Genomic DNA, 22,788 nt, shown 5'->3' with positions numbered 1-22,788 from the left:
AAAGGGAAGTAAAGCTGTGGGACATTGCGGGGGAAAATGACCTTGGTATGTGGCCGAGGCTCTTCTTTTCCAGCTTGCACACCAGGGCTTAGAATGCTCGCCTTTTTTGGTTTGGCTTTTGGATGATGCCAAACCTTTTTTGTGTTTTATACGGCTGGAGGAAAGGCTTTTTATAATGGAAAAATTTGCGGAGAAAAGGAAAAATGTTGGCCTGAACTTGATCGATTGGAAATTTGTGTGCGTATTGGTTCAGTACTGTTCTCGAATCCTTGCCAATAGAGGGGTTTTGGCAGCAGCTTTTTGGTTGATGTGATAGTCAATCCGGCATGATATGATAGTAGTAAAATAAATGGGGGAAGGATCGACATGGAAGAAGCGCTGCAATTGCTGAAGCAGCCCGAGTGGCGGGTGATGGACCAGTCCGGGTTGGGCCCGCAGTTTGAAGCGGCCCAGTCATTTGCGATGGACGACACATTGTGCACCGCTGTCGGGGCAAATGCATCCCCGGCTGTTGTCCGGACATGGGTGCATCACGACACCGTCAGCCTTGGCATTCAGGATACAAAATTGCCCTTTTTTGAGGAGGGGCTTGCTGTTCTTAAAAATAGAGGGTTCCGGTATATTGTCCGTAATTCGGGCGGGCTTGCCGTTGTATTGGATACAGGCGTGCTGAACATTTCGCTTGTGGTCCCGGATACGGAAAAGGGAATGGATATCAACCGTGGTTACGAAGCGATGTGGAAGCTGGTCCAAATGATGTTTTCGGATTTTCCGGTTGTGATTGAAGCAGGGGAAATAGCAGGCTCGTACTGCCCGGGGAGCTATGATTTGAGCATTGGCGGGAAAAAATTCGCCGGCATCTCCCAGCGGCGGGTCAGGAGAGGGGTGGCCGTCCAGATTTATTTGTGTGTGACGGGAAGCGGCGCCGACAGGGCAGAACTCGTTCGGGATTTTTATGAGCGGGCAAAACAGGGTGCGGAGACAAAGTTGCAATACCCATGTGTCCGTCCTGAAGTGATGGCTTCTTTGGCGGAGCTTTTACAGGAAACACTCACGGTTCAGGATGTGTTCATGCGGCTTTTGCAAACGCTGAAGACGTTGGGGGGCCGGCTTGTGTCCCGTCCGCTTTCGGAACAGGAAACGGAATGGTACGGCAAATATTATGAACGCATGCTGGAAAGAAACGCACGGTTTTTGTGAAGAATGAACGATCAAGGGCCACCTGCTGATCTGAGGAAAGACATTTTTGAAACGTGGCCGGTTGCCTGCTGTCTTTCATGTGCGAGATGAAGGACAATTTGGGGTCGTGATGATTGTGATTTGTCTTTCATGGAGTGGATGAAAGACATTTGGAGCCGGTAATGACTTTGATTTGTCCTTCATGAAGTGGATGAAGGACATTTTAAAGTGATGGTAGGCTGTTTTTGTCTTTCATCTGGCGCATGAAGGACAATTTGGGGTTGTGGCGACTTTATTTTGTCCTTCATGGGGCAGATGAAAGACATTTGGGCTCTGTGATGTCTTTGATTTGTCCTTCATTGGGTGAATGAAGGACATTTTAGGGTTATGGTGAGTTTGTTTTGTCCTTCATTGGGCAGATGAAAGACATTTGGGGTCTGTAATGTCTTTGATTTGTCCTTCATCGGGTGAATGAAGGACATTTTAGGGTTATGGCGAGTTTGTTTTGTCCTTCATGGAGCGGATGAAAGACATTTGGGGTCGGAGATGGTCTCTGTTTTGTCCTTCATAAAGTGGATGAAAGACATTTTGAAGCGCGGCTGGTTGGCAATTGTCTTTCATGTACAAGATGAAGGACATTTTAAAGCGGTGGCAATCATTTTTTGTCTTTCATCGGACGAATGAAGGACATTTTGGGGTTGAGGCGATTGTGTTTTGTCTTTCATAAAACGAATGAAAGACATTTTTAAGACGTGGCTCCAAAAAGACACTTGGGCGGCGACCAAACTTTCCTTTTAGGAGCGTTTCAAAAAGACAAAAGATGCTGGGGAAACGTGCCAATTGTCCTTTAGAGCGTCTCAAAAAGCCAAAAGATGCTGGGGAAACGTGCCAATTGTCCTTTAGAGCGTCTCGGGACCACTGAAAAAGTCAATCTGAAAATTCAAAATAATTATATGTACAATAAATTGAAAAAAAATGCCCCCAGTATTTGGTATAATAAAGTTATACTACAAACCAAAACCAAACTGGGGGTATCTATCATGCTTAAAGAAAAAGATAATCAATTAAGCATCTATTCCATATTATACGATAAAATTCCTGAAAATCATACACTTAAATTATTAAGAGATGAAGTGGATTTTAGTTTTATCAATAAAATGCTTGAAAAAACTTACTGTAAAGAATATGGAAGGCCAGCAAAAGAGCCCGAACTTATGGTTAAAATCTTGGTGTTACAAAAACTCTATGACTTATCTGATGAGAAAGTTATAGAAAATTGCTCATTAAACCTTGCATATATGTATTTTTTAGGAATCAATCCGGAAGACGACCTCCCTCACCCAAGTCTTTTGGCAAAATTTCGTAAAAGTAGATTAGAAGGCAATCTCACTATAGATGAAATTATTATTGAAATCATAAACCAATGCATTGAAAAAGGAATTTTACAAAAGGTTTCTGGTATAACGATTGATTCCACTCATACAGAAGCCAACACCAAAAAATATAGACCGGAACGAGTCATGAAACAATTAGCGAAAAAAATCTTTAAAACCGTTAAAGAAGAAAACGGAGAAATACCAAGTGAAATCAACCAAGAAATCCCTGATTATAAAGAAATAGAAAACCATGATGAAGCTAGAAAAACAATGAAGTCCTATCTTGAAGAAACGGTATCAAAGGTAGAAGAACTAGTTGAACTGGAGAAAGCACCTGAAACAAAAGCACTCGTTAATAATGCGAAAGAAATTTTAGCAGACCCGAAGTTTATGGAGCAAAAAGGGGTACGATCGATTGTCGACCAAGAAGCGAGAATAGGGTATAAAAGCAAAAATGATCCTTTCTTTGGTTATAAAACGGAATTTATGATGACAACAGAAGATCGAATGATTACAGCTGTTCATACTGGTAATGGAGCTTATGTGGATGGAACGAAGTTTGATGAATTATTAGAGTTAACCAAGAAAACGAGAATAAAAATGCCAGAAGTATATGGTGATAAAGCCTATTTTAAAAAGCCAATCTTAGACAAAATCTCTGAACTTAAAGCAAAGGCATACATCCCTGTAAGTGAAGCTGCATATCGCATAGACGAAGAAAGATTCAGTTATAACAAAGATTCTGACGAGTGGTTCTGTAGTCAAGGAAACAAAACAATCAAAAAGAAACACTATATAAGAAAATGTGGAAAAGAAACGTATAATTACTATTTTGACAGAGAACAATGTAGAAATTGCCCAATGCGAGAAGTTTGCATAACCGGAAAAACAGTCGGAAAAGTATTAGGGATCGGAATCAACACCCCAGAATTTTATGAGTATAGTCAACAACAGAAATCGGAGGGATTTAAAGAGAAGTATAAAAAAAGAGCATGCCAAGAAGGGAAAAATGGCGAAATGAAGAATTTCCACGGGTTAGATCGTGCCAAATGGTACGGTCTAAAAAGCATGGGCTTACAAGCCAAGCTAACAGCCTTGGCAGTAAATTTAAAGAGGATAGCCGCCATACTATCCTCTAAAAAGGCGAATTATAGCCAAACATTTGTCATTTTTACTAATTTCTATGGTAAAGAGTACCATTTACAGAAAATTTCTTACACTACACAGCAAATTTTACATAAAAAAATGGCTTTTTTCAGTGGTCACGAGCGTCTCAAAAAGCCAAAAGACACCTTGACAGCGTCCAAATTGTCTTTTAGAACATCTCAAAAAGACAAAAAGCGCCTGTGAATCAAACAAACTGTCCTTTAGAACATCTTAAAAGCCAAAAGGCACCTAGGGAACGTCCCAATTATCCTTTCATGCAACAAAAGCTGGGAGATTGCCGGCTTGCACGCCAAACACCCATTGAGCATGCATCGCCCAATGGGTGTTTGTGTTTACTCGCCCGAAACTTATTCTGCCAGCTTTTCGAGATTGCCGTTGCGGTCCATTTTAAATTTGGTTGCCCCGGTTTCGTCTTCTTCGAAAAGGACGTATTTTCTCGCGCGGTTCATGATTTTCATCAAGGTTTCGTAGTCTTCCTGCATGGTAACCGAACCTTCTTCGAGCTCTTCGACGCGTTTTTTCAATTCTTCCGTTTCCTTTTTCAATTCCTGGTTTTCGTGCTTCAATCTTGCATTCTCACTTTTTAAAATCGTGCTTTGGAATTGCGTATTGTTCAAGTATTGCAGATAGCTGATGACCTTGACAAGGCTCATTTCCCCGCTGTTTTCGGCCGCCTGGGAAACTTGAGGGCTGCTGTTTTCAGCTTCTTCCCCGTCCGGAGCCGGTTGTTCCGGAAATTCAGCAAGCGGTATTTCGCCAATTTCCTCGAGTGTTGGAACCGGCGGCTGGTACAGCAGTTTCTTTTTCCCGCCCTGGTCTTTTCCAAGCAGGCGTTGGCGTTGCTTGCGCTGTTTTTTTGCAAGCTGCAGCGCCTGTTCGTAGTTATGGCGGACAACCGCATTCCAGCGGAAACCGCAGGCGGCGGATGTACGGTTCAGTTTATCGCCGACTTCCTCAAAAGCATTCAGCTGTGTGCTTCCTTCGCGCACGTGGCGGAGCACTGTTTCCGCCAGCAACAAATCATCTTCTTCGCTCCACGCATCTTGACGTGATTTCATTCTCATTACCCCCAAAATGTAAATTTTTTGTTTGTACTAAGAGAATGGACAAAAAACACGCAATTTATACCAATATGGTAAAAAAATAATAGAATTTTAGCGCACAAACGGATTTTTGCTTGTAGCAACACAGTTGGGGGGCACACACGGGAAGCCAAAAAGCCCATTAAGATTGCCTAGGCAAGGATTCTGGTGGCTTTAAATGCAAAGGTTTTAAAAAATGCAGCCATTGCAACCTGATGCAGCAGATAGAAAGGGCAGCATCCCGCATTTTCATCGATACGCCCTTTTAATGCAGCCGTTGATACCTGGTTCAACGTGCGGAGTCCCGTATTTTCGCAGATGCGCCCTTTTATTGGTTTTTTTTTCGGAAAAAATAAACTTGTCAATCGACCTCCACATTTTAAAGGCTGCCTATCCGCATATTACAAGCTTTTTTTCTCCGGCTTGTCCCGGTATAATAGAATTACGACATCAGGAAGAGGGTAAAGCATGGAATACGCCAAACTTAAGCTCAGTGAGGAAAAAGTGTTTAAAGACCCTGTCCACCGCTATGTCCATGTGCGTGACCGGGTGATCTGGGACTTGATCGGAACAAAAGAGTTCCAGCGATTGCGCCGGATCCGGCAGCTCGGCACGACTTACCTGACTTTCCACGGGGCGGAACACAGCCGTTTCAGCCACTCACTTGGCGTCTATGAAATTGTCAGGAGAATTACAGATGATGTTTTTAAAGACCGGGTGAACTGGAACGGAAAGGACAGGCTGCTGTCGCTTTGCGCTGCGCTTTTGCACGATCTTGGCCACGGCCCGTTTTCCCATTCGTTTGAAAAAGTGTTTGGCATGGACCATGAGGAGTTTACAAGGCAAATCATCCTCGGGGAGACGGAAGTCAATGAAGTATTGCGGCGGGTCGGCAGAAATTTCCCGAAAAAAGTGGCGGAAGTGATTGCGAAAACTTCAGAAAACAAATTGGTGGTCAGCCTGATTTCAAGCCAGCTTGATGCGGACCGGATGGATTATTTGTTGCGCGATGCGTATTATACAGGGGTCAGCTATGGCCATTTTGACATTGAAAGGCTGCTCCGCGTTATGCGACCGCATGAAGACCAGGCTGTTTTTAAATACAGCGGCATGCATGCGGTCGAAGATTATATTTTAAGCCGTTACCAAATGTACTGGCAAGTGTATTTTCACCCGGTGACAAGAAGCGCGGAAGTGATTTTAACAAAAATTTTGCACCGCGCAAAAACGTTGTACGATGCCCGTTACCCGTTCAAACACGGGCCCAGCCATTTCCAGTCGCTTTTTGAAGGTAGACTCAGCCTGAATGATTATTTAAAGCTGGATGAGCACGTCATGCTGTATTATATTGAAGTTTGGCAGGAAGAAGATGACCCGGTTTTGCGGGACCTTTGCGCCCGCTTTGTAAACCGGAATCTGTTTAAATACATTGAGTTTGACCCGGCAAAAGAATTTAAGGTGCACAGCCGGCTTGAAAAGCTTTTTGCAGAAGCCGGGATCGACCCGAACTATTATTTAGTCATTGATTCGTCTTCAGATCTTCCGTACGATTTTTACCGGCCGGGCGAGGAAGGGGAGCGGCTGCCGATCAATTTGCTGATGCGAAACGGTGACCTGAAAGAATTATCAAGGGAATCGGATATTGTGGACGCGATTTCGGGGAAAAGAAGGACGGATCATAAATTGTATTTTCCGCTTGATTTGATCGAAGACGAAACGACACACGGGGAAAAGAAAAGGGAAATTGCTGCTTTGCTGAAACTGCCCCGGAGTTCGGAAATTTAGTCAGGAGTGAATGGTTTGTGTTAGAAGATCATGTAAAAATTATGGGTGCGCTTGCCATAAGCGGAGAGATTGTCGGGCGTAAAAAGCTGCAAAAAATGATTTATATTGCAAAAAAATTATCTTTCCCGTTTCAGGAAAAATTCGAGTTTCATTTTTACGGCCCGTATTCTGAAGAGTTGACGCTCAAAGTAGAGGAGCTGACCAACCTCGGGTTTGTAAACGAAGTAAAAGAGAAAAAAGGCGGATATGTCCAATATCGGTATACGGTAACAGACGAAGGCCGGGAATTTCTGGAAATGTACGAACCGGATCTGCCAGGGCTGGATGCGTGCCTGGCAGAAATGAACGGGCAAAATGCGCGTTTCCTTGAGCTCGTTTCAACCGTCATGTATTTTGATATGCTTCCGAAAGAGGAAGTAAAGGAGAAAATCTTTACATTAAAGGCGAAGCAGCGTTATACGGAGGAGGAAATCAACGAGGCGTACGATTACATAGAAAAATTGAAAAAAATCGCCAGGCCCGTCCAGCAGGCTTAGCGATTTTTCATCCCCTATTCGTCGCTTTTGCGGACGCCGCCTATGGCATAATGGTTTTTTGACATTTCTTCAATGAAAACGGTAATGTTTTCTTTCGGGGCGTCTACGGTTTCGCTGACTGCGGCCGTTACTTTTTCGACCAGCGCTTTCTTTTGCTCGTCTGTACGGCCTTCCAGCATTTTGACGGTTACATATGGCATGCGGGTGCATCTCCTTTTATATGATTTCATAAAAATTGTAAAGTCTTTTTTGCCCGCCTGCAAGTGGCACTTTTAAAACAAGTGAATACCGAATGAAAATTTTGTATACTATAGTCAATATATTGTTTTTAAAGGAGACCGGTACGTGGAACAATTACAACAGTTTTTGGCATATCCGTTGAGGGATATCCCGATTGTCGCGGCGGTGTTGATCATTGCTTTTACCGTCCATGAATTTTCCCATGCTTATACGGCTTATCTGTGCGGCGACCCGACTGCCAAACGCGAGGGACGGCTGACATTGAACCCGGCGCAGCATATTGACCCGCTCGGCGCGCTGCTTATTTTTGTCGCCGGCTTCGGCTGGGCGCGCCCTGTCCCGGTAAACCGCTACCATTTCAAAAATCCGCGCCTGGCAGGGGTGACGGTATCCTTTGCGGGCCCTGCCAGCAATTTTTTAATGGCGTTTATCGGGGAAATCATTTTTTATGTGCTCGTGGCAACCGGGCTTGGCGCAGGCCTGCCATGGTTTGTCCTTTCCTTTTTCAATTATTTTGTCTGGCTGAATCTCGTATTGTTTATTTTCAATTTAATTCCGCTTCCGCCGCTGGACGGGTACCGGATCATAGAAGATTTGGTTTCGCCGGGGGTACGGGCAAAACTGACGCAGTACGAGCAGTACAGCATCGTTGTATTTCTGGTCCTGCTTATCACGCCGCTTGGCCGGTATACGATCTCGCCGCTGATTAACAGTGCGGTCCCGTCGATTATGAAGGGATTCCAGTCGATTGTTTCCGTATTCGGATAGACTGCCATTGAGAGAAAGGGGATGTACAAGATGGCTGAAAAAAAGAAAAAAGCGGAATTTAATATTATTAAAAATGCGCCGACCGACGGCCATAAAAGTTTTGGCACCGGGGCGCTAAACCTTGAAAATGTCTCGCCGGTGATCATTGATGTCAATGAAGGTACGGCGGTTGTCGATATTGGGGCGATGCATGCAAGGAGCGCCGTGGAAAAGCGGGTGAGATTTTCCCCCGACCGTTCGGAAGTCCCGGAAGAGGGGGCAAAACCGTACTGGCTTGTGTGGGTGACAATTGAACGCGGCGAAAACGGCCCTTATTATCACGGGGTGACAGCCTGCGAAATGGTGGTCAACAAGGAAAAACGTCGCGGCTACAAATCGCTGCCAGAGCATGTCAACCGCCTCGACAAGTCGATGAAGGGCCATATCATTGTAGACCATATGGATGACCGGTCCAAGAAGGTGCTGGCAGACTTTTTAAAAGGCCACAGCAGCGAGATGTGGAACTTATCCAGCGATGAATTGAAAGAAGCATTAAAGGCCTGACCCTGCGCATTTATTTTTGCGTAAGGAACCGGCCGAAATTTCACGATGCATTGAAGGAGCAGGAAAGGCCTGACCGCACAGCGGCCAGGCCTTTCTGTTTGCTGTTTTAAAAAAACGGGAACAGTTTTTCAAGCCAGTTCCGGTGCTTTTTCGGGTACAACTCATTTTCTCCTGCAGCGGGATGTTTGCTGCAGGGCTCGGCCGGTTCGGTACCGGATATAAAGTATGTCAGCCTTGCCACCGGGCAGTTAGCGGTTGCGATTTTCCCGGTGGCAGGATCGATTTCAACACCGGTTACGCCTTTGGGCGGCTTAAATTCCGTTACAGGGCGCCCGTCAAGCGCCTTTTCCATAAACCGGGCCCATATTTTTTTGGCGTACATTTTATCGGCGGCCAACGTGATTTCCTGCCCGTTGTCGTATCCGACCCAAACGCCTGATACAAGCTGGGGCGAAAACCCGATCATCCAGCTGTCCGTGTTGGTGGAGCCGGATTTGCCGGCGTACGGGCGGGTGAGGTTTTTGACAATGGAGGCGCCGGTGACACGGGCATAGCCGTTCAGGCGCTTGTCAAACATGCCGGTCATCATTTGCGAGGTGACAAACGCCGCCGCTTTGTCCAACACCCGTTCTTTCTCGTGTTTGTCGTATGCATACAGGACGCGGCCTTTATAATCTTCCACTTTTGTGATGAAAACAGGCCCGTTTTGAGTGCCGCCGTTTGCAAGCAGGCTGTAGGCGTTCACCATATCGAGCAGGTGCACGCCGGATGTGCCGAGCGCAAGTGACGGCACTTTTTCCATCGGGGTTGTAAGGCCGAATTGTTTTGCGGTTTGGACAAGCACATCTTGCCCGAGCAGCAAATGGGTTTTCACGGCGTAAATATTATCTGAAACGGCGAGCGCCTGCATCATCGTAATGTCCCTATTGGCATACTGGCTGTTGAAATTATGCGGCCTGTATGAAGATCCGCCCGGCCGGAAAACGGTCGGTTCGCTTTTGAGCATCGTTGCCGGCGTGAATCCGTGGTTCAATGCAGCATAATAAAGGAGCGGCTTCATGGTGGAACCGGGCTGGCGCGTTGCCTGTGTGGCGCGGTTAAAGGAACTTTCCGCATAGTCACGCCCCCCGGTGAGTGCCGTCACAAAGCCGTTTTTCGGGTTGATTGCCGCAAAACCGATCTGGATGTGTGAAGATGCCGGAATGATTTCCTTCACGGTTTCTTCGGCAATTTCTTGTTGCTTTACATCAAGGGTGGTATACACTTTTAATCCCCCGAGCGCGATCGTCCGGTCATCAAACCCGAGTTTTGTTTTCAGCTGCTTTTTTACAAGGTCCTGGAAATAAGGGGCAATCCGGTTTGTATCCGGATCCGCTTTTTGCACGATTTTTATCGTTTCATTGGCGGCCGCTGTTGCTTGTTTTTTTGTAATATAGCCGTTTTTCACCATCGATTGCAAAACAGCAAGCTGCCGTTTTTTCGCTTTTTCCGGCGAAATAACAGGGGAGTAGACTCCTGGGCCGTTCGGAATCCCGGCAAGCATGGCGGCTTCGGCAAGCGTCAGCTGTTTGGCGCTTTTTCCGAAATAGTACCGGCTTGCGGCTTCAATCCCGTATTTTCCATGTCCGTAATTGATCGTATTTAAATAGCCTTCCAGAATCCGGTCTTTACTGTAGCTGGACTCGAGCCGGATCGTGTAGAACGCTTCCTTTAATTTTCTTTCCCATGTTTTATCGAGCGTTAAAAACAAGTTGCGGGCGTATTGCTGGGTAATGGTGCTTGCACCCTGCACCTTTCCCATTGCTTTCATATCGGCAGCGACCGCCCCGGCCATGCGCCGGTAATCAAAACCGTGGTGATGGTAAAAGTTGCGGTCTTCGATTGAAATGGTCGCGTCAATAGCGTTTTCGGAGATGCCGTCAAGCGGCACCCAGTATCTTTGCTGGCCGCTGTTCGACTCGCCGATTTGTTTGCCGTTTTGTGCATAATACAGCGTTGATTGCGGCACGGACAGCGGCGGCGGACCGAGAATTTTTGCATACAGATAGACAGCTGCCGTTAAGACGGACAGCAGGATGGCGAAAGTAATCAGGGCAAACAGCATCAGGCGCAGGCCCCATTTGGCTTTCCGGATCTTTGGTGTTGTCTGTGTCTCCATCATCCGCACCTCTTTTTCTCCTTATTTCCTTAGTATTTAGTAAGAGAGGAAATTTTAAACACCGGAACCGAAAAAAGGATTATGGGAAGGGTGGCCCGCTGTAAAAAGATTCTTGCTTTTTTTCGGAATTTCACTATACTTTTTCCATGTGTCCGAAATTGTGAAAAGAGGAGAAAAAGATGAGATTTGATGAAGCTTATTCAGGCCATGTTTTTATCGGGGCAAGCCCTGATTATGAAAAAAGCCGGGTGGTGCTTTACGGCATGCCGATGGACTGGACCGTCAGCTACCGCCCGGGTTCAAGATTCGGTCCGGGGCGCATCCGGGAAGTTTCTATCGGGCTTGAAGAATACAGCCCGTATCTTGACCGGGAACTTGCTGAAATCAGCTATTTTGATGCCGGCGATATGCCGCTGCCGTTCGGCAATCCGCAAAAAAGCCTCGATATGATTGAGGATTATGTCGGGACATTGCTTGACGACGGGAAATTTCCGTTCGGCCTTGGCGGCGAGCATTTGGTGACATGGCCGGTAATCCGCGCCGTTTACAAAAAATACCCGGATCTTGCTGCCATTCATTTTGACGCCCATACCGATTTGCGCACGGATTATGAAGGTGAGCCGCTTTCGCATGCAACGCCGATCCGGAAAACGGCGGAGTTAATTGGACCTCGGAATGTGTATTCATTCGGGATCCGATCCGGCTTGAAAGAGGAATTTGAATGGGCAGAAAAAAACGGCATGCAGATCGCAAAATTTGAAGTGCTTGAGCCGCTCAAAAAAGTGTTGCCGTCGCTTTCCGGCCGCCATGTGTATGTGACGGTCGATATTGATGTGCTCGATCCGGCTTTTGCGCCGGGGACAGGGACGGTTGATGCCGGCGGGATCACCTCAAAAGAACTGCTGGCATCGATTCATGCAATTGCCCGTTCTAACGTGAATGTCATCGGTTGTGATCTTGTTGAAGTGGCGCCTGTATACGACCATTCTGAGCAAACAGCCAATACGGCTAGCAAGCTCGTGCGCGAAATGATGCTTGGCTGGGTGAAGTAACGGAAAACCCGGCACCTGCCCCTGCAGCCGGTGCCGGGTTTTTAAAGTTTAGCTTGCGGGATGGCAGCTTCGTTATATATGATAAAATAAGGAGAGTATGCATATTATTTTTCCGCCGGAAAGGTTATAATGGATGAAATAAAGGATGTGGGAAAATGGCGGAGGAAACCGTTTCTTGCCCCGTAAAAATACATATGACCACGGAGATTTTCCAGGAAGAAACGGAAAAGATCGAACTGGTTTTGTTCGGCCATTATTATGAAAAAGGCGGTTCGGCCTATTTAAAGTACGAGGAAATGCAGGAAGCCGGCAAAATTCATACGGTTGTCAAAGTGGCAAGCGGAAGGGCGCTTGTAATGAGAAGCGGTGCGGTCTCCATGCGGCTTGATTTGCGTGAAGGCTCCAGGCGCCCGGGGACTTACGAAAACGGCTATGGCCAATTCCCGATTGAAGCGGCGGCAGATGAGATTGTGCACACGCGTACAGGCTCGCTTTCCGGGCAGCTTTCCCTCGGATATAGGCTTTATATGCATGGGGATTCGGTCGGTACATATAAAATGAAGATCCATTATGAGGAGGTACAAGCAGCAAAATGAACATTGCGGAACAAATGCAGGAAACGCTGAAAACGGAAATCAAAGAAGCGGTGATGAAAACCGGCTTGGTTGCGGAAGCGGATATTCCGGCTATTGTGCTGGAAAAGCCAAAAGAAAAAGCACACGGCGATTATGCCGCAAACATTGCCATGCAGCTTGCGCGCGCGGCAAAAAAAGCACCGCGCCAGATTGCGGAAGCGATTGTCGAACATATCGACAAATCGAAAACTTCGATTGAAAAAGTGGAAATTGCAGGCCCCGGCTTTATCAATTTTTATTTGGACAATACGTATTTGACCCGGCTGATCCCTTCTATTCTTCACGATGGCGCCGATTATGGCCGTTCAGATGCCGGCGGAGGTAAAAAAATCCAGGTCGAATTCGTATCGGCGAACCCGACCGGCGATCTCCACCTCGGACATGCGCGCGGTGCCGCTGTTGGGGATTCACTGTGCAATATTTTAGAAAAAGCAGGGTATGAGGTGACCCGTGAATACTATATCAACGATGCCGGCAACCAGATCCACAATTTGGCACTGTCAGTCGAAGCGCGCTACTTCCAGGCGCTCGGAATTGAAAAGGAAATGCCGGCAGATGGCTATTACGGGCAGGATATTATTGACCTTGGAAAGAAACTTGCCGATGAATACGGCCGGAAATTTGTGGACACGGATGAAAAAACGCGTTACGAATTTTTCCGCCAGTACGGCCTTGATTACGAAATGGCCAAACTGAAAAAAGACCTTGAAGATTTCCGCGTTCGTTTTGATGTCTGGTATTCGGAAACGTCTCTTTACAAGAGCGGGAAAATCGACGAAATGCTGAAGCTGATGCGCGAAAAAGGCCATATTTATGAAAAGGACGGGGCAACATGGTTCTGCTCAACGGCTTTCGGCGATGACAAAGACCGCGTGCTCATCAAAAACGATGGGACTTACACGTATTTGACCCCGGATATTGCTTACCATAAAGACAAATTTGACCGCGGATTCGATACGTTGATCAATATTTGGGGCGCCGACCACCACGGCTATATTCCGCGGATGAAAGCGGCCATGGAAGCGCTCGGTTATAACAGCGATAATCTTGAAGTGGAGATCATCCAGCTTGTTCACTTGTATAAAAACGGCGAAAAAATGAAAATGAGCAAGCGGACGGGAAAAGCGGTTACGATGCGGGAACTCATTGACGAAGTCGGGCTCGATGCAACCCGGTATTTCTTTGCGATGAGAAGTTCGGATACGCATTTGGACTTTGACCTTGATCTTGCTGTTTCAGAGTCCAATGAAAACCCGGTTTACTATGCGCAATATGCTCATGCCCGTATTTGCAGCATTTTGCGCCAGGCGGAAGAAAAAGGGTTTGCGCCGGATACAGATGCCGACTTTTCCGTGATCCGGTCTGAAAAGGAAACGGATGTCCTGAAAAAACTTGGAGAATTCCCGCAGGTGATTGCGGAAGCGGCCGAAAAGCGGATCCCGCACCGCATCACAAATTATATTAACGAACTTGCGGCCAACTTCCACAGCTTTTACAATGCTGTGAAAGTGATTGACCCGGCGCATGCGGACGCCACCAAAGCGCGCCTTGCCCTTGTGAAGGCCGTGCAAATAACGCTGAAAAATGCGCTCCAGCTAATCGGCGTTTCCGCACCGGAAAAAATGTAAAGAAAAAAGCCGTCCCCATCCGTTTACAGGTTCAGGGGGCGGCTTTTTTTGGTGCGCAATGGTTTATTGGGTTTAAGAAAAGCAAAATGGAATGCAAATAGCAAGATGACGTGCAGTTACGTGCCTGGGGTTCCGTGACAGCTTTTAAGGGGCGATGGTATTCAAGGACAGCCCAAACGATGGTTTAGCTGTTAACCACCTAATGTGCCTGGCAGTGCCCCAGTCTTCAGGGAGCAATTTTTTTTGATCGCGCCGACTGACCCAGAGCCGGTCTTTTATCACAAAAATCCTTCAATTGCCCTCACACCCCATTCAGCCAGCCTCGTTGCCAATCCGGGGCGGTTCAGGTCGTCTGCTGTAAGCGGGACAGCGTGGCGCATATCTTCTTTTACAATCGCACACATTTTTTGGATAAACGCATTGTCGTATACAAGACAGTTGACTTCAAAGTTTAAACGGACACTGCGCCGGTCAAAATTAGCCGTTCCGATATCGCAGACGGTCCGGTCAATGATCATAATTTTCGCGTGATAAAATCCGGGCTTGAACAAATAAATGTCTGCGCCATTTTCAAGCAGCTGCCGGAAATAGCGGCTTGCGGCCTCTTTGACAAGCGGATGGTCCGCCTTATCGGGGGTGAGCACTGTGACTTTTACGCCCCGTGCCAAAGCCTGTACCAGTTTTTTGTGGATGGCCGGAGTCGGGATAAAGTACGGGGAACCGATAAAAATCGATTCACGGGCTTCATCAATCAGGCTGCAAACCAGGTGCTCAAGCTCATCGCCCGCAGTCGGGATGATCCGGTGGCGGCATCCGCTTTTCTCCTCATGGGGAGAGAGATGTGTTTCAAATGGCATATTTTCTCCTGTAGCCGTTTCCCAGTTCCTGATAAATTCCTCCTGCAAGTCGCGGATACTTCCGCCGGTTAAGCGGAAATGGTAATCCCGCCAAGGAGACAGCGACTTGTTGCCATTGATATAATCCTTCCCCACATTGAAACCGCCAAGATAGCCTGTCTCCCCGTCAATGACGGTTATTTTCCGGTGGTTCCGCTGCTGGAGCGTGTAAAAGAAAAAAGGGAACTTCGGCCGGTTGCTGAAGGCAAACGAGGCGCCAGCGTTTTTCAGCTGTGCAATCATCTGTTTTGTGACCTTCCGGCTGCCCGCCCAATCGAGCAATACTTTTACTTCTTTCCCTTCGCGCGCTTTTTTTGCGAGCAGGCTGAAAAATTCACGGCTGATTTCATCATTTTTTACAATATAAAACAGGACGTATATGCTTTTTTTGGCATGCAGGATATCGGAAAAGTAGTGGGGAAACAGATTTTCTCCGCATGTAAAAACAGTAAAATCTCCGTGCCGTACGGGATATTGGCGCTGTTTGCGAGTTTTGCGGAAATGCCTTTTTCCAAGCGTGTAATCGGTGAAAAGCCAGATGATGAGTACTATGACGGCAGAAAGGAATAAGAGCAAAATCATATCTTTTTTCCCCGCTTCAATCGATTTTTTCCGTGGCCGAGTCCATGTCTTTATTCTTCCCCAAATGCGGCCGATTCTACTTACAAAAGCCGGAAACAGGCACAAAGAAATTCAAAAAAATAAAGAAAAAAGGATTGACTGAATGCTCATTCATTATATAATATAGGTAAGCAAGATTCGGAAAATTACCTGCTTTTTTGTGCGAGCATAAATGAATGAAGGGAGCGTCGGGAGAAAAATGCACATCTTATTATGGTTGAACTGGCTGTTGTTCCTGTCTGTAACCGCTTACGGAATCGGCCTTTTTGTGTATTTGGTAAGGACAAGGATCCAGTATATCAAGTTGGGGAAAAAACAGGAATTCGACAACAATGTCAAGGCGCGGCTCAAAAAAATTTGGGTATACGTTTTCGGACAGAAAAAACTGCTTAAGGATAAAAAGAGCGGTGCCATCCATGTGATGATGTTTTACGGGTTCATTCTCGTTCAGTTCGGCGCGATCGATTTCATATGGAAGGGGCTGGCACCGGGTTCGCACTTGCCGCTCGGGCCGCTTTACCCCGGATTTACTTTCTTTCAGGAAATCGTTACGCTCGTCATTTTATTTGCGGTCGGCTGGGCGTTTTACCGCCGCTACATTGAGAAGCTCGTCCGCTTAAAACGCGATTTTAAAGCGGGGCTTGTGCTCATCTTTATCGGCGGGCTAATGGTTTCTGTCCTGGTCGGGGGCGGCATGGAAATCATTTGGCACTTTGAGGAGCCGTCATGGACGGAACCGGTGGCAGCCGGGATTGCAGCGGCCTTTCATTGGATTGGACCAACTGCAGCGGCCGTTGTGTTTTACGTGGCATGGTGGATCCATCTGTTGCTGCTGCTTACTTTCCTTGTCTATATCCCGCAGTCGAAGCATGCCCATTTGATTGCAGGGCCTGCGAATGTGTATCTGAACCGGCTCGGGGATACCGGGAAATTACGGCCGATCGATTTTGAAGACGAATCGCAGGAAAGTTTTGGCGTTGGCAAAATCGAGGACTTCACGCAGCTTCAGCTTGTCGATCTTTACGCCTGTGTGGAATGCGGCCGCTGCACGAATATGTGCCCGGCAACCGGAACAGGAAAAATGCTTTCACCGATGGACTTGATCATTAAATTAAGGGACCATTTGACCAACTACGGCGCGGCCGTTACGTCTAAAGCACCGTGGGTTCCGGCGTTTGCTTTTGCCAACACGACAGGAAATAGGCTCGCCCGGGAAAGTGCAAGTCGCGGGGCGGAAGAGGCAGCTGCAGCGCTCGATTATAACCCGAGCCTGATCGGCGATGTCATAACAGAAGAAGAGATCTGGGCATGCACGACTTGCCGGAATTGCGAAGACCAGTGCCCGGTTATGAACGAACATGTCGATAAGATCATCGATTTGCGGCGCTATCTCGTTTTGACGGAAGGAAAAATGAAGCCGGATGCACAGCGGGCGATTCAAAATATCGAACGCCAGGGCAATCCTTGGGGGCTGAACCGGAAAGAGCGCGAAACGTGGCGTGAAGGGCGCGAAGATATCGAGGTCAAGACGGTCAAAGAAATGAAGAAAGCAGATGAGGAATTCGAATATTTATTCTGGGTCGGATCAATGGGGTCTTACGACAGCCGCAGCCAGAAAATCGCGCAGTCGTTTGCGAAACTGCTGAATGAAGCGGGCGTGAAATTCGCCATTCTCGGCAACAAGGAGAAAAACTCCGGTGACACGGCACGCAGGCTTGGCAATGAGTTTTTATTCCAAGAACTGGCCGGTCAGAACATCGCCGAGTTTGAAAAGAACGGCGTGAAAAAAATCGTGACGATCGATCCGCATGCATACAATACATTTAAGAAAGAATATAAAGATTTTGGCTTTGAAGGGGAAGTGTACCATCATACCGAAGTGCTTTACGAGCTGCTGAAAGAAGGGCGCTTAAAGCCGAAATACGAAGTCAATGAAACGGTTACCTTCCATGATTCCTGCTACCTCGGCAGGTACAATGATATTTATAACCAGCCGCGTGACATTTTAAAAATGATCCCGGGCGTAAAGCTTGTGGAAATGGAGCGGAACCGTGAAACAGCGATGTGCTGCGGGGCTGGCGGCGGATTAATGTGGACGGAAGAAGATACCGGGCACCGGATTAATGTGGCGCGGACGGAACAGGCACTTGCTGTGAATCCGACCGTTATCAGCACGGAATGCCCGTACTGCTTGACAATGCTTTCTGATGGCACAAAAGCGAAAGAAGTGGAAGACACTGTAAAAACCTTGGATGTCGCCGAAATTCTGGAACGTTCGGTCTGCGGGGCGCCGGGGCAGACGGCTGCAGTTTCTTAAGCGGGTGATGCCGCCGCAAAACGGGATGCTCGGCAGGAAAAGCAGATCATGGTAGATTTTAAACCGGCAAATCATCTGCGCAAAAACGGCGGGGAACGGGATATGTAAAAGTTTGGGTAGGTTCTCCGCCGCTTTTTTGCGGCAGATCACACAGAATGATAGTGGTTTGGAGATATAAGCGTTCATACGTTTTTTGGCGCTTTTAAATAAATCACGCAGTATAACAAGACTTTACTGCTGTTTTTAGTAGCGAATGGCAAAAGGGCCATGATTAAACGATGATTGAGCGTTCGCTCGATTGGGAGACACTTTTCACCCATCCTAAAAGCATCGGGAGGTTCGTTGCAAATTTGGAAGTACATGGAAAAAGAATAAGTGAATGAACGGTGATCGCGCATTTACGCGATTCAGAGGTGCTCTTTACCCATACCAAAAACATGACAAGGCTCACTGCTGTTTGGCAACGAATGGCAAAGGAACGATGAATGAACGATGATTAGCGTTCGCGCAAATGGCCGGCGCTTATCATAAATCCATTGTAAAAGGGGAGAAGTTGGTTGAACACGGTGATCATCGATGGGGCGCGTACGCCATTTGGGAAATTCGGGGGAAAACTGGCTGCACTTCCGGCGTCCGCGTTAGGCGGGATTGCGATCCGGCATGCATTGGAAAAAGCAGGCGTTGAAAACGGGGAAGTAGATGAAGTGATTATGGGGAATGTCCTGCAGGGCGGCCAGGGGCAACTCCCATCCCGGCAGGCGGCAAGGCACGCTGGCATTCCGTGGGAAGTTAAAACGGAAACGGTGAACAAAGTGTGTGCTTCCGGTATGAGGAGTGTGACCATGGCGGACCAGATCATCCGCGCGGGAGACGGGGAAGTTATCGTTGCCGGCGGGATGGAGTCGATGTCAAACGCCCCTTACTTCCTGCCTAAGGCGAGATGGGGATTGAAAATGGGCGATGTCCAGCTGAAAGACATGATGACCCATGACGGACTCATCTGCGCATTTTCCGGCGTCCATATGGGCACATACGGAAACCGTACGGCAGAAACGTTTGGGCTGACCCGTGATTTTCAGGACCGCTGGGCATTAAGAAGCCACCAGAAAGCATTGGAAGCGATCCATTCCGGCAAGTTTGCCGAAGAAATTGTTCCGGTAGAAATCCCGCAAAGAAAAGGTCCTGCACTGCTTGTTGAACAGGATGAGCCGCCGCGCGCGGATACGACGCTTGAAAAACTGTCCCAGCTGCCGCCTGCTTTTGACAAAGACGGGACCATCACGGCCGGCAATGCACCAGGCGTGAATGACGGGGCAGCAGCACTCGTGTTAATGAGTGCTGAACGGGCTGCAAAAGCAGGATTGAAACCGCTCGCAAATATTGTGGCGCATGCAGAAGTGGCGGTGGAAGCGCAGCATTTTCCGCAGACGCCGGGGCTTGTGATCAACGAAATCCTGAAAAAAACAGGAAGAAAGCTTGATGACATTGATTTGTTTGAAATCAATGAAGCATTTGCCGCTGTGGCCCTTGCCAGCAGCAAAATCGCACAGCTCGATTTGGATAAGGTGAATGTAAACGGCGGCGCGGTTGCGTTAGGCCATCCGATCGGTGCAAGCGGCACGCGCATTATTTTAACCCTTGCATACGAACTGAAACGGCGCGGCGGCGGGACCGGGATCGCAGCCATCTGCTCCGGTGGCGGCCAGGGCGATGCCGTCATGATTGAAGTGCAATAAAACTTCAACGTGTATGACCACCCAAAAAAGGGGACCTGATCATGGATTTTCAGTTTACGGAAGAACAGCTTTTGTTAAGAAAAACCGTACGGGATTTTGCAGAAAAAGAAATTTTGCCGGCTACGGGCGACATGGAGCGCGGCATGTTCCCGCGTGAAATACTTGGAAAAATGGCAACCCTCGGTCTGATGGGCATCACCATTCCGGAAACATACGGCGGTGCGGGGCTGGATTTTACTGCATACGTTATAGCTGTTCATGAAATTTCCAAAGCCAGCGCGACCATTGGCGTCATCCTTTCCGTCCATTCATCCGTCGGGACCGCGCCGATTTTATATTTCGGAAGTGAAGCGCAAAAACAAAAATATTTGCCAAAGCTTGCAAGCGGGGAATACCTGGGGGCTTTTTGCCTGACGGAAGCCGAGGCGGGGTCGGATGCGAAGAATTTAAAAACAAAAGCGGTAAAACAGGGCGGGCATTATGTGCTCAATGGTTCAAAAATGTTCATTACAAACGGCGGCGAGGCGGATACGTATATTGTATTTGCCCGCACGGAAGACGGCAACATCACCGCTTTCATTATTGAAAAGACCATGCCGGGTTTCCGGACCGGCAAGGATGAGAAAAAAATGGGGCTGCACGGGTCAAAAACTGTCCAGCTTCACTTTGAAAATCTCCAGGTTCCGGCTGAGAACCGGCTGGGGGAAGAAGGGGAAGGGTTTAAGATCGCAATGGCGGTGCTGGATGCCGGCCGGATCGGGATCGCGGCACAGGCCCTCGGGATTGCGGAAGGCGCCTATGAACTGGCACTTCAATACGCAAAAAACCGGCGCCAGTTCGGAAAACCCATCCACGCATTTGAGGGTACCGGTTTTAAACTTGCCGACATGGCAACAAACATCGAAGCCAGCAAACTGCTTGTCTACCGGTCAGCCTTTTTGCGGAGCAACGGCCTGGGCTGCAAAAAAGAAGCGGCGATGGCCAAACTGCTCGCTTCCCAAACAGCTGTTGATACAGCGATTGAAGCCGTTCAGATTTTCGGCGGATATGGATACACGAAAGACTATCCGGTTGAACGGTTCATGCGCGATGCGAAAATTACGCAAATTTATGAAGGGACAAGTGAAATCCAAAGAATCGTGATCAGCAATCAATTATTGCGGGAGAAAAGGCTTTAAGTTGTCTTGGATAAAAAAATTGGAGGCAGAAAAATGGACTTTCGTTTAAGTGAAGAACATGAAATGATCCGGAAAATGGTACGCGATTTTGCCGTGAAGGAAGTGGCACCGACAGCAGCGGAACGCGATGAGAACGAACGGTTTGACCGTAGCATCTTTGACCGGATGGCGGCGCTCGGCCTGCCCGGGATTCCATGGCCGGAGCAGTACGGCGGGATCGGGAGCGATTTTCTGGCATACTGCATTGCGGTGGAAGAGCTGTCGCGTGTGTGCGCCTCAACCGGCGTGACCCTTTCCGCACATACTTCCCTTGCCAGCTGGCCGCTGTTTAAATTCGGCACAGAAGAACAAAAACAGAAATATCTCGTTCCGCTTGCCCGCGGGGAAAAAATCGGTGCGTACGGCTTGACGGAGCCGGGGTCGGGTTCCGATGCAGGCGCGATGGTGACAACGGCCAGGCGTGAAGGCGACCACTATGTTTTAAACGGCTCCAAAATTTTTATTACAAACGGCGGCGTGGCGGATATTTACATTGTGTTTGCCCTCACCGACCCGAAAAGCAAACACCATGGTACAAGCGCGTTTATCATTGAAAAAGATTTTCCCGGGTTTTCAACCGGCAAAAAAGAAAAGAAAATGGGCATCCGGGCTTCTACCACAACGGAAATCATTTTTGACAATGTCATGGTCCCGGCAGAAAACCGGCTCGGGGAAGAAGGACAGGGATTTAAAATCGCGATGATGACGCTGGACGGCGGGCGTAACGGCATTGCGGCCCAGGCAGTCGGCATTGCCCAAGGCGCACTGGATGCGGCTACAGCTTATGCGAAAGAGCGGAAACAATTCGGCAAACCGATCGCAGCGAACCAGGGCGTGTCTTTCAAACTTGCCGATATGGCCACTGCAGTCGAAGCGGCAAGGCTGTTAACGTACCAGGCGGCCTGGCTTGAATCAAACGGGCTGCCGTACGGAAAAGAATCCGCCATGTCCAAACTGTTTGCCGGTGATACGGCGATGAAAGTCACAACGGAAGCCGTGCAGATTTTTGGCGGCTACGGCTATACAAAAGATTATCCGGTTGAGCGGTTCATGCGCGATGCCAAAATTACGCAAATTTACGAAGGGACGCAGGAAATCCAGCGGCTTGTTATTTCAAGAATGTTGACAAAGGACTGACGGAGAGGGGAGGCCGTTTGTGAGCCAAAAAAAGTTTGTGCCGGCATCGGTCAGGGATGAAAGGCTGATTGAAAAGCGCAGAAACCAAATGATCAATGCCGCCGTCGCGCTTTTTAAGGAAAAGGGGTTCCACCGGACGACAACGAGGGAAATTGCCAAGAAATCCGGCTTTAGCATCGGGACGCTTTATGAATATATCCGGGCAAAAGAGGATGTCCTCTATTTGGTGTGCGACCGGATTTATGATGAAGTGCGCGACAGGCTGATTCGCATTGATGCCGGTCAGGGGACGCTTGAAAGTTTGAAACTCGCGATTGCCCATTATTTCCGGATTGTTGACGAACTGCAAGATGAAGTGCTTGTCATGTACCAGGAAGCAAAGTCACTGACAAAAGAAGCACTGCCATATGTATTGAAAAAGGAAATGGAGATGGTTGGCATATTTGAAAAAATGATCAGAAAATGCGCGGAAAACGGTGAACTTGATCTGGATGAAAAAGAGATGGAGATGCTCGCCCACAATATTTTTGTCCAGGGTGAAATGTGGGCTTTCCGCCGCTGGGCATTTAAAAAGAAGTTTACAATTGAGGATTATATCCGTCTGCAAACCCATTTGCTGTTTTCCGGCCTTGAGACAAGGGGTATGATGGCATAAATTTTTGGCGCCATTTCCGTTTTTCCATCCCGGGGTTCATTCATGCGTTTTAACTTAATC

At 47.9% G+C, this 22,788-nt stretch carries 17 protein-coding genes and 1 pseudogene; 14 read left to right on the top strand and 4 right to left on the bottom strand.

Features of this window, described 5'->3' with window-relative positions; translation table 11 throughout:
• Positions 1-366: 366 nt before the first annotated feature.
• Both OF158_RS16875 and OF158_RS16870 read left to right on the top strand, forming a co-directional pair.
• The gene (locus OF158_RS16875; protein ID WP_035183189.1) at positions 367-1,200 is read left to right on the top strand and encodes an octanoyl-[GcvH]:protein N-octanoyltransferase; all 834 of its coding nucleotides are present in this window, start codon (positions 367-369) and stop codon (positions 1,198-1,200) included.
• A 1,019-nt stretch (positions 1,201-2,219) separates the two neighbouring features.
• Positions 2,220-3,695, top strand: a pseudogene (locus OF158_RS16870) (IS1182 family transposase); the annotation flags it as partial.
• A gap of 374 nt (positions 3,696-4,069) precedes the next feature.
• On the opposite strand, the gene OF158_RS16865 reads toward OF158_RS16870, so the two are convergent.
• Entirely contained in the window at positions 4,070-4,780 is a 711-nt protein-coding gene (locus OF158_RS16865; protein WP_014096716.1) for an RsfA family transcriptional regulator, read from the bottom strand.
• Between the two features lie 492 nt (positions 4,781-5,272).
• Here OF158_RS16865 and OF158_RS16860 point away from each other — a divergent pair, with 492 nt between their 5' ends.
• Both OF158_RS16860 and OF158_RS16855 read left to right on the top strand, forming a co-directional pair.
• A complete protein-coding gene (locus OF158_RS16860; protein ID WP_014096717.1) occupies positions 5,273-6,589 on the top strand; it encodes an HD domain-containing protein in 1,317 nt (438 codons plus the stop codon).
• A 17-nt stretch (positions 6,590-6,606) separates the two neighbouring features.
• Entirely contained in the window at positions 6,607-7,125 is a 519-nt protein-coding gene (locus tag OF158_RS16855; RefSeq protein WP_014096718.1) for a YwgA family protein, read from the top strand.
• Positions 7,126-7,139: 14 nt separating this feature from the next.
• Here the strand turns inward: OF158_RS16855 and OF158_RS16850 are convergent, their stop codons facing one another.
• Positions 7,140-7,325, bottom strand: a complete 186-nt coding sequence (locus tag OF158_RS16850) for a 2-hydroxymuconate tautomerase (RefSeq protein ID WP_014096719.1) — start codon at positions 7,323-7,325, stop codon at positions 7,140-7,142.
• A 145-nt stretch (positions 7,326-7,470) separates the two neighbouring features.
• Between OF158_RS16850 and OF158_RS16845 the strand changes: the two genes are divergently transcribed.
• Together OF158_RS16845 and OF158_RS16840 are read left to right on the top strand one after the other, a co-directional pair.
• The gene (locus tag OF158_RS16845) at positions 7,471-8,133 is read left to right on the top strand and encodes a site-2 protease family protein (RefSeq protein ID WP_026685123.1); all 663 of its coding nucleotides are present in this window, start codon (positions 7,471-7,473) and stop codon (positions 8,131-8,133) included.
• Positions 8,134-8,163: 30 nt separating this feature from the next.
• On the top strand, positions 8,164-8,676 hold the full coding sequence (locus OF158_RS16840; protein WP_035183194.1) for a YwhD family protein: 513 nt from the start codon (positions 8,164-8,166) through the stop codon (positions 8,674-8,676).
• Positions 8,677-8,782: 106 nt separating this feature from the next.
• Here OF158_RS16840 and OF158_RS16835 read toward each other — a convergent pair whose 3' ends face one another.
• On the bottom strand, positions 8,783-10,834 hold the full coding sequence (locus OF158_RS16835; protein ID WP_035183221.1) for a transglycosylase domain-containing protein: 2,052 nt from the start codon (positions 10,832-10,834) through the stop codon (positions 8,783-8,785).
• 179 nt (positions 10,835-11,013) lie between these two features.
• Here OF158_RS16835 and speB point away from each other — a divergent pair, with 179 nt between their 5' ends.
• The 3 genes from speB (at position 11,014) to argS (ending at position 14,149) form a co-directional block, all read left to right on the top strand.
• Positions 11,014-11,886, top strand: coding sequence for an agmatinase (speB, locus tag OF158_RS16830; RefSeq protein ID WP_035183196.1), 873 nt, complete (start codon positions 11,014-11,016; stop codon positions 11,884-11,886).
• A gap of 155 nt (positions 11,887-12,041) precedes the next feature.
• On the top strand, positions 12,042-12,482 hold the full coding sequence (locus tag OF158_RS16825; RefSeq protein ID WP_035183198.1) for a YwiB family protein: 441 nt from the start codon (positions 12,042-12,044) through the stop codon (positions 12,480-12,482).
• Positions 12,479-14,149 carry an arginine--tRNA ligase gene (argS, locus tag OF158_RS16820; protein ID WP_035183201.1) on the top strand — a complete coding sequence of 557 codons (1,671 nt, stop codon included), beginning with the start codon at positions 12,479-12,481 and terminating at the stop codon, positions 14,147-14,149. The genes OF158_RS16825 and argS overlap by 4 nt, the downstream gene beginning before the upstream one ends.
• A gap of 278 nt (positions 14,150-14,427) precedes the next feature.
• On the opposite strand, the gene cls is transcribed toward argS, so the two are convergent.
• A complete protein-coding gene (gene cls / locus OF158_RS16815) occupies positions 14,428-15,627 on the bottom strand; it encodes a cardiolipin synthase (RefSeq protein ID WP_035183204.1) in 1,200 nt (399 codons plus the stop codon).
• A 238-nt stretch (positions 15,628-15,865) separates the two neighbouring features.
• Here cls and OF158_RS16810 point away from each other — a divergent pair, with 238 nt between their 5' ends.
• The 5 genes from OF158_RS16810 to OF158_RS16790 all read left to right on the top strand — a co-directional run bounded on the left by OF158_RS16810 (position 15,866) and on the right by OF158_RS16790 (position 22,728).
• Complete coding sequence (locus tag OF158_RS16810) at positions 15,866-17,983, top strand: (Fe-S)-binding protein (protein ID WP_172653404.1); 2,118 nt, start codon at positions 15,866-15,868, stop codon at positions 17,981-17,983.
• A 557-nt stretch (positions 17,984-18,540) separates the two neighbouring features.
• On the top strand, positions 18,541-19,719 hold the full coding sequence (locus OF158_RS16805) for an acetyl-CoA C-acetyltransferase (RefSeq protein ID WP_035183208.1): 1,179 nt from the start codon (positions 18,541-18,543) through the stop codon (positions 19,717-19,719).
• 41 nt (positions 19,720-19,760) lie between these two features.
• Positions 19,761-20,897: an acyl-CoA dehydrogenase gene (locus OF158_RS16800; protein WP_013860764.1), complete on the top strand. Its 1,137-nt coding sequence runs from the start codon at positions 19,761-19,763 to the stop codon at positions 20,895-20,897.
• A 33-nt stretch (positions 20,898-20,930) separates the two neighbouring features.
• Positions 20,931-22,073, top strand: coding sequence for an acyl-CoA dehydrogenase (locus OF158_RS16795; RefSeq protein WP_035183210.1), 1,143 nt, complete (start codon positions 20,931-20,933; stop codon positions 22,071-22,073).
• 19 nt (positions 22,074-22,092) lie between these two features.
• Positions 22,093-22,728: a TetR/AcrR family transcriptional regulator gene (locus tag OF158_RS16790; protein ID WP_017550324.1), complete on the top strand. Its 636-nt coding sequence runs from the start codon at positions 22,093-22,095 to the stop codon at positions 22,726-22,728.
• Positions 22,729-22,788: the final 60 nt, after the last annotated feature.

It is taken from the genome of Weizmannia sp. WK01 (genome assembly GCF_025905465.1).
Lineage (GTDB): Bacteria > Bacillota > Bacilli > Bacillales > Bacillaceae_C > Weizmannia > Weizmannia faecalis.
Note: the sequence above shows the minus strand (reverse complement) of the source record. Positions and strands in the feature narration are given on the sequence as shown.

Coding starts and splice junctions, on each gene's coding strand:
- OF158_RS16795 (WP_035183210.1), top strand. CDS start 20,931: ATGGACTTTCGTTTAAGTGAAGAACATGAAATGATCCGGAAAATGGTA.
- OF158_RS16835 (WP_035183221.1), bottom strand. CDS start 10,834: ATGGAGACACAGACAACACCAAAGATCCGGAAAGCCAAATGGGGCCTG.
- cls (WP_035183204.1), bottom strand. CDS start 15,627: ATGATTTTGCTCTTATTCCTTTCTGCCGTCATAGTACTCATCATCTGG.
- OF158_RS16800 (WP_013860764.1), top strand. CDS start 19,761: ATGGATTTTCAGTTTACGGAAGAACAGCTTTTGTTAAGAAAAACCGTA.
- OF158_RS16840 (WP_035183194.1), top strand. CDS start 8,164: ATGGCTGAAAAAAAGAAAAAAGCGGAATTTAATATTATTAAAAATGCG.
- OF158_RS16825 (WP_035183198.1), top strand. CDS start 12,042: ATGGCGGAGGAAACCGTTTCTTGCCCCGTAAAAATACATATGACCACG.
- OF158_RS16860 (WP_014096717.1), top strand. CDS start 5,273: ATGGAATACGCCAAACTTAAGCTCAGTGAGGAAAAAGTGTTTAAAGAC.
- OF158_RS16865 (WP_014096716.1), bottom strand. CDS start 4,780: ATGAAATCACGTCAAGATGCGTGGAGCGAAGAAGATGATTTGTTGCTG.
- speB (WP_035183196.1), top strand. CDS start 11,014: ATGAGATTTGATGAAGCTTATTCAGGCCATGTTTTTATCGGGGCAAGC.
- argS (WP_035183201.1), top strand. CDS start 12,479: ATGAACATTGCGGAACAAATGCAGGAAACGCTGAAAACGGAAATCAAA.
- OF158_RS16850 (WP_014096719.1), bottom strand. CDS start 7,325: ATGCCATATGTAACCGTCAAAATGCTGGAAGGCCGTACAGACGAGCAA.
- OF158_RS16875 (WP_035183189.1), top strand. CDS start 367: ATGGAAGAAGCGCTGCAATTGCTGAAGCAGCCCGAGTGGCGGGTGATG.
- OF158_RS16810 (WP_172653404.1), top strand. CDS start 15,866: ATGCACATCTTATTATGGTTGAACTGGCTGTTGTTCCTGTCTGTAACC.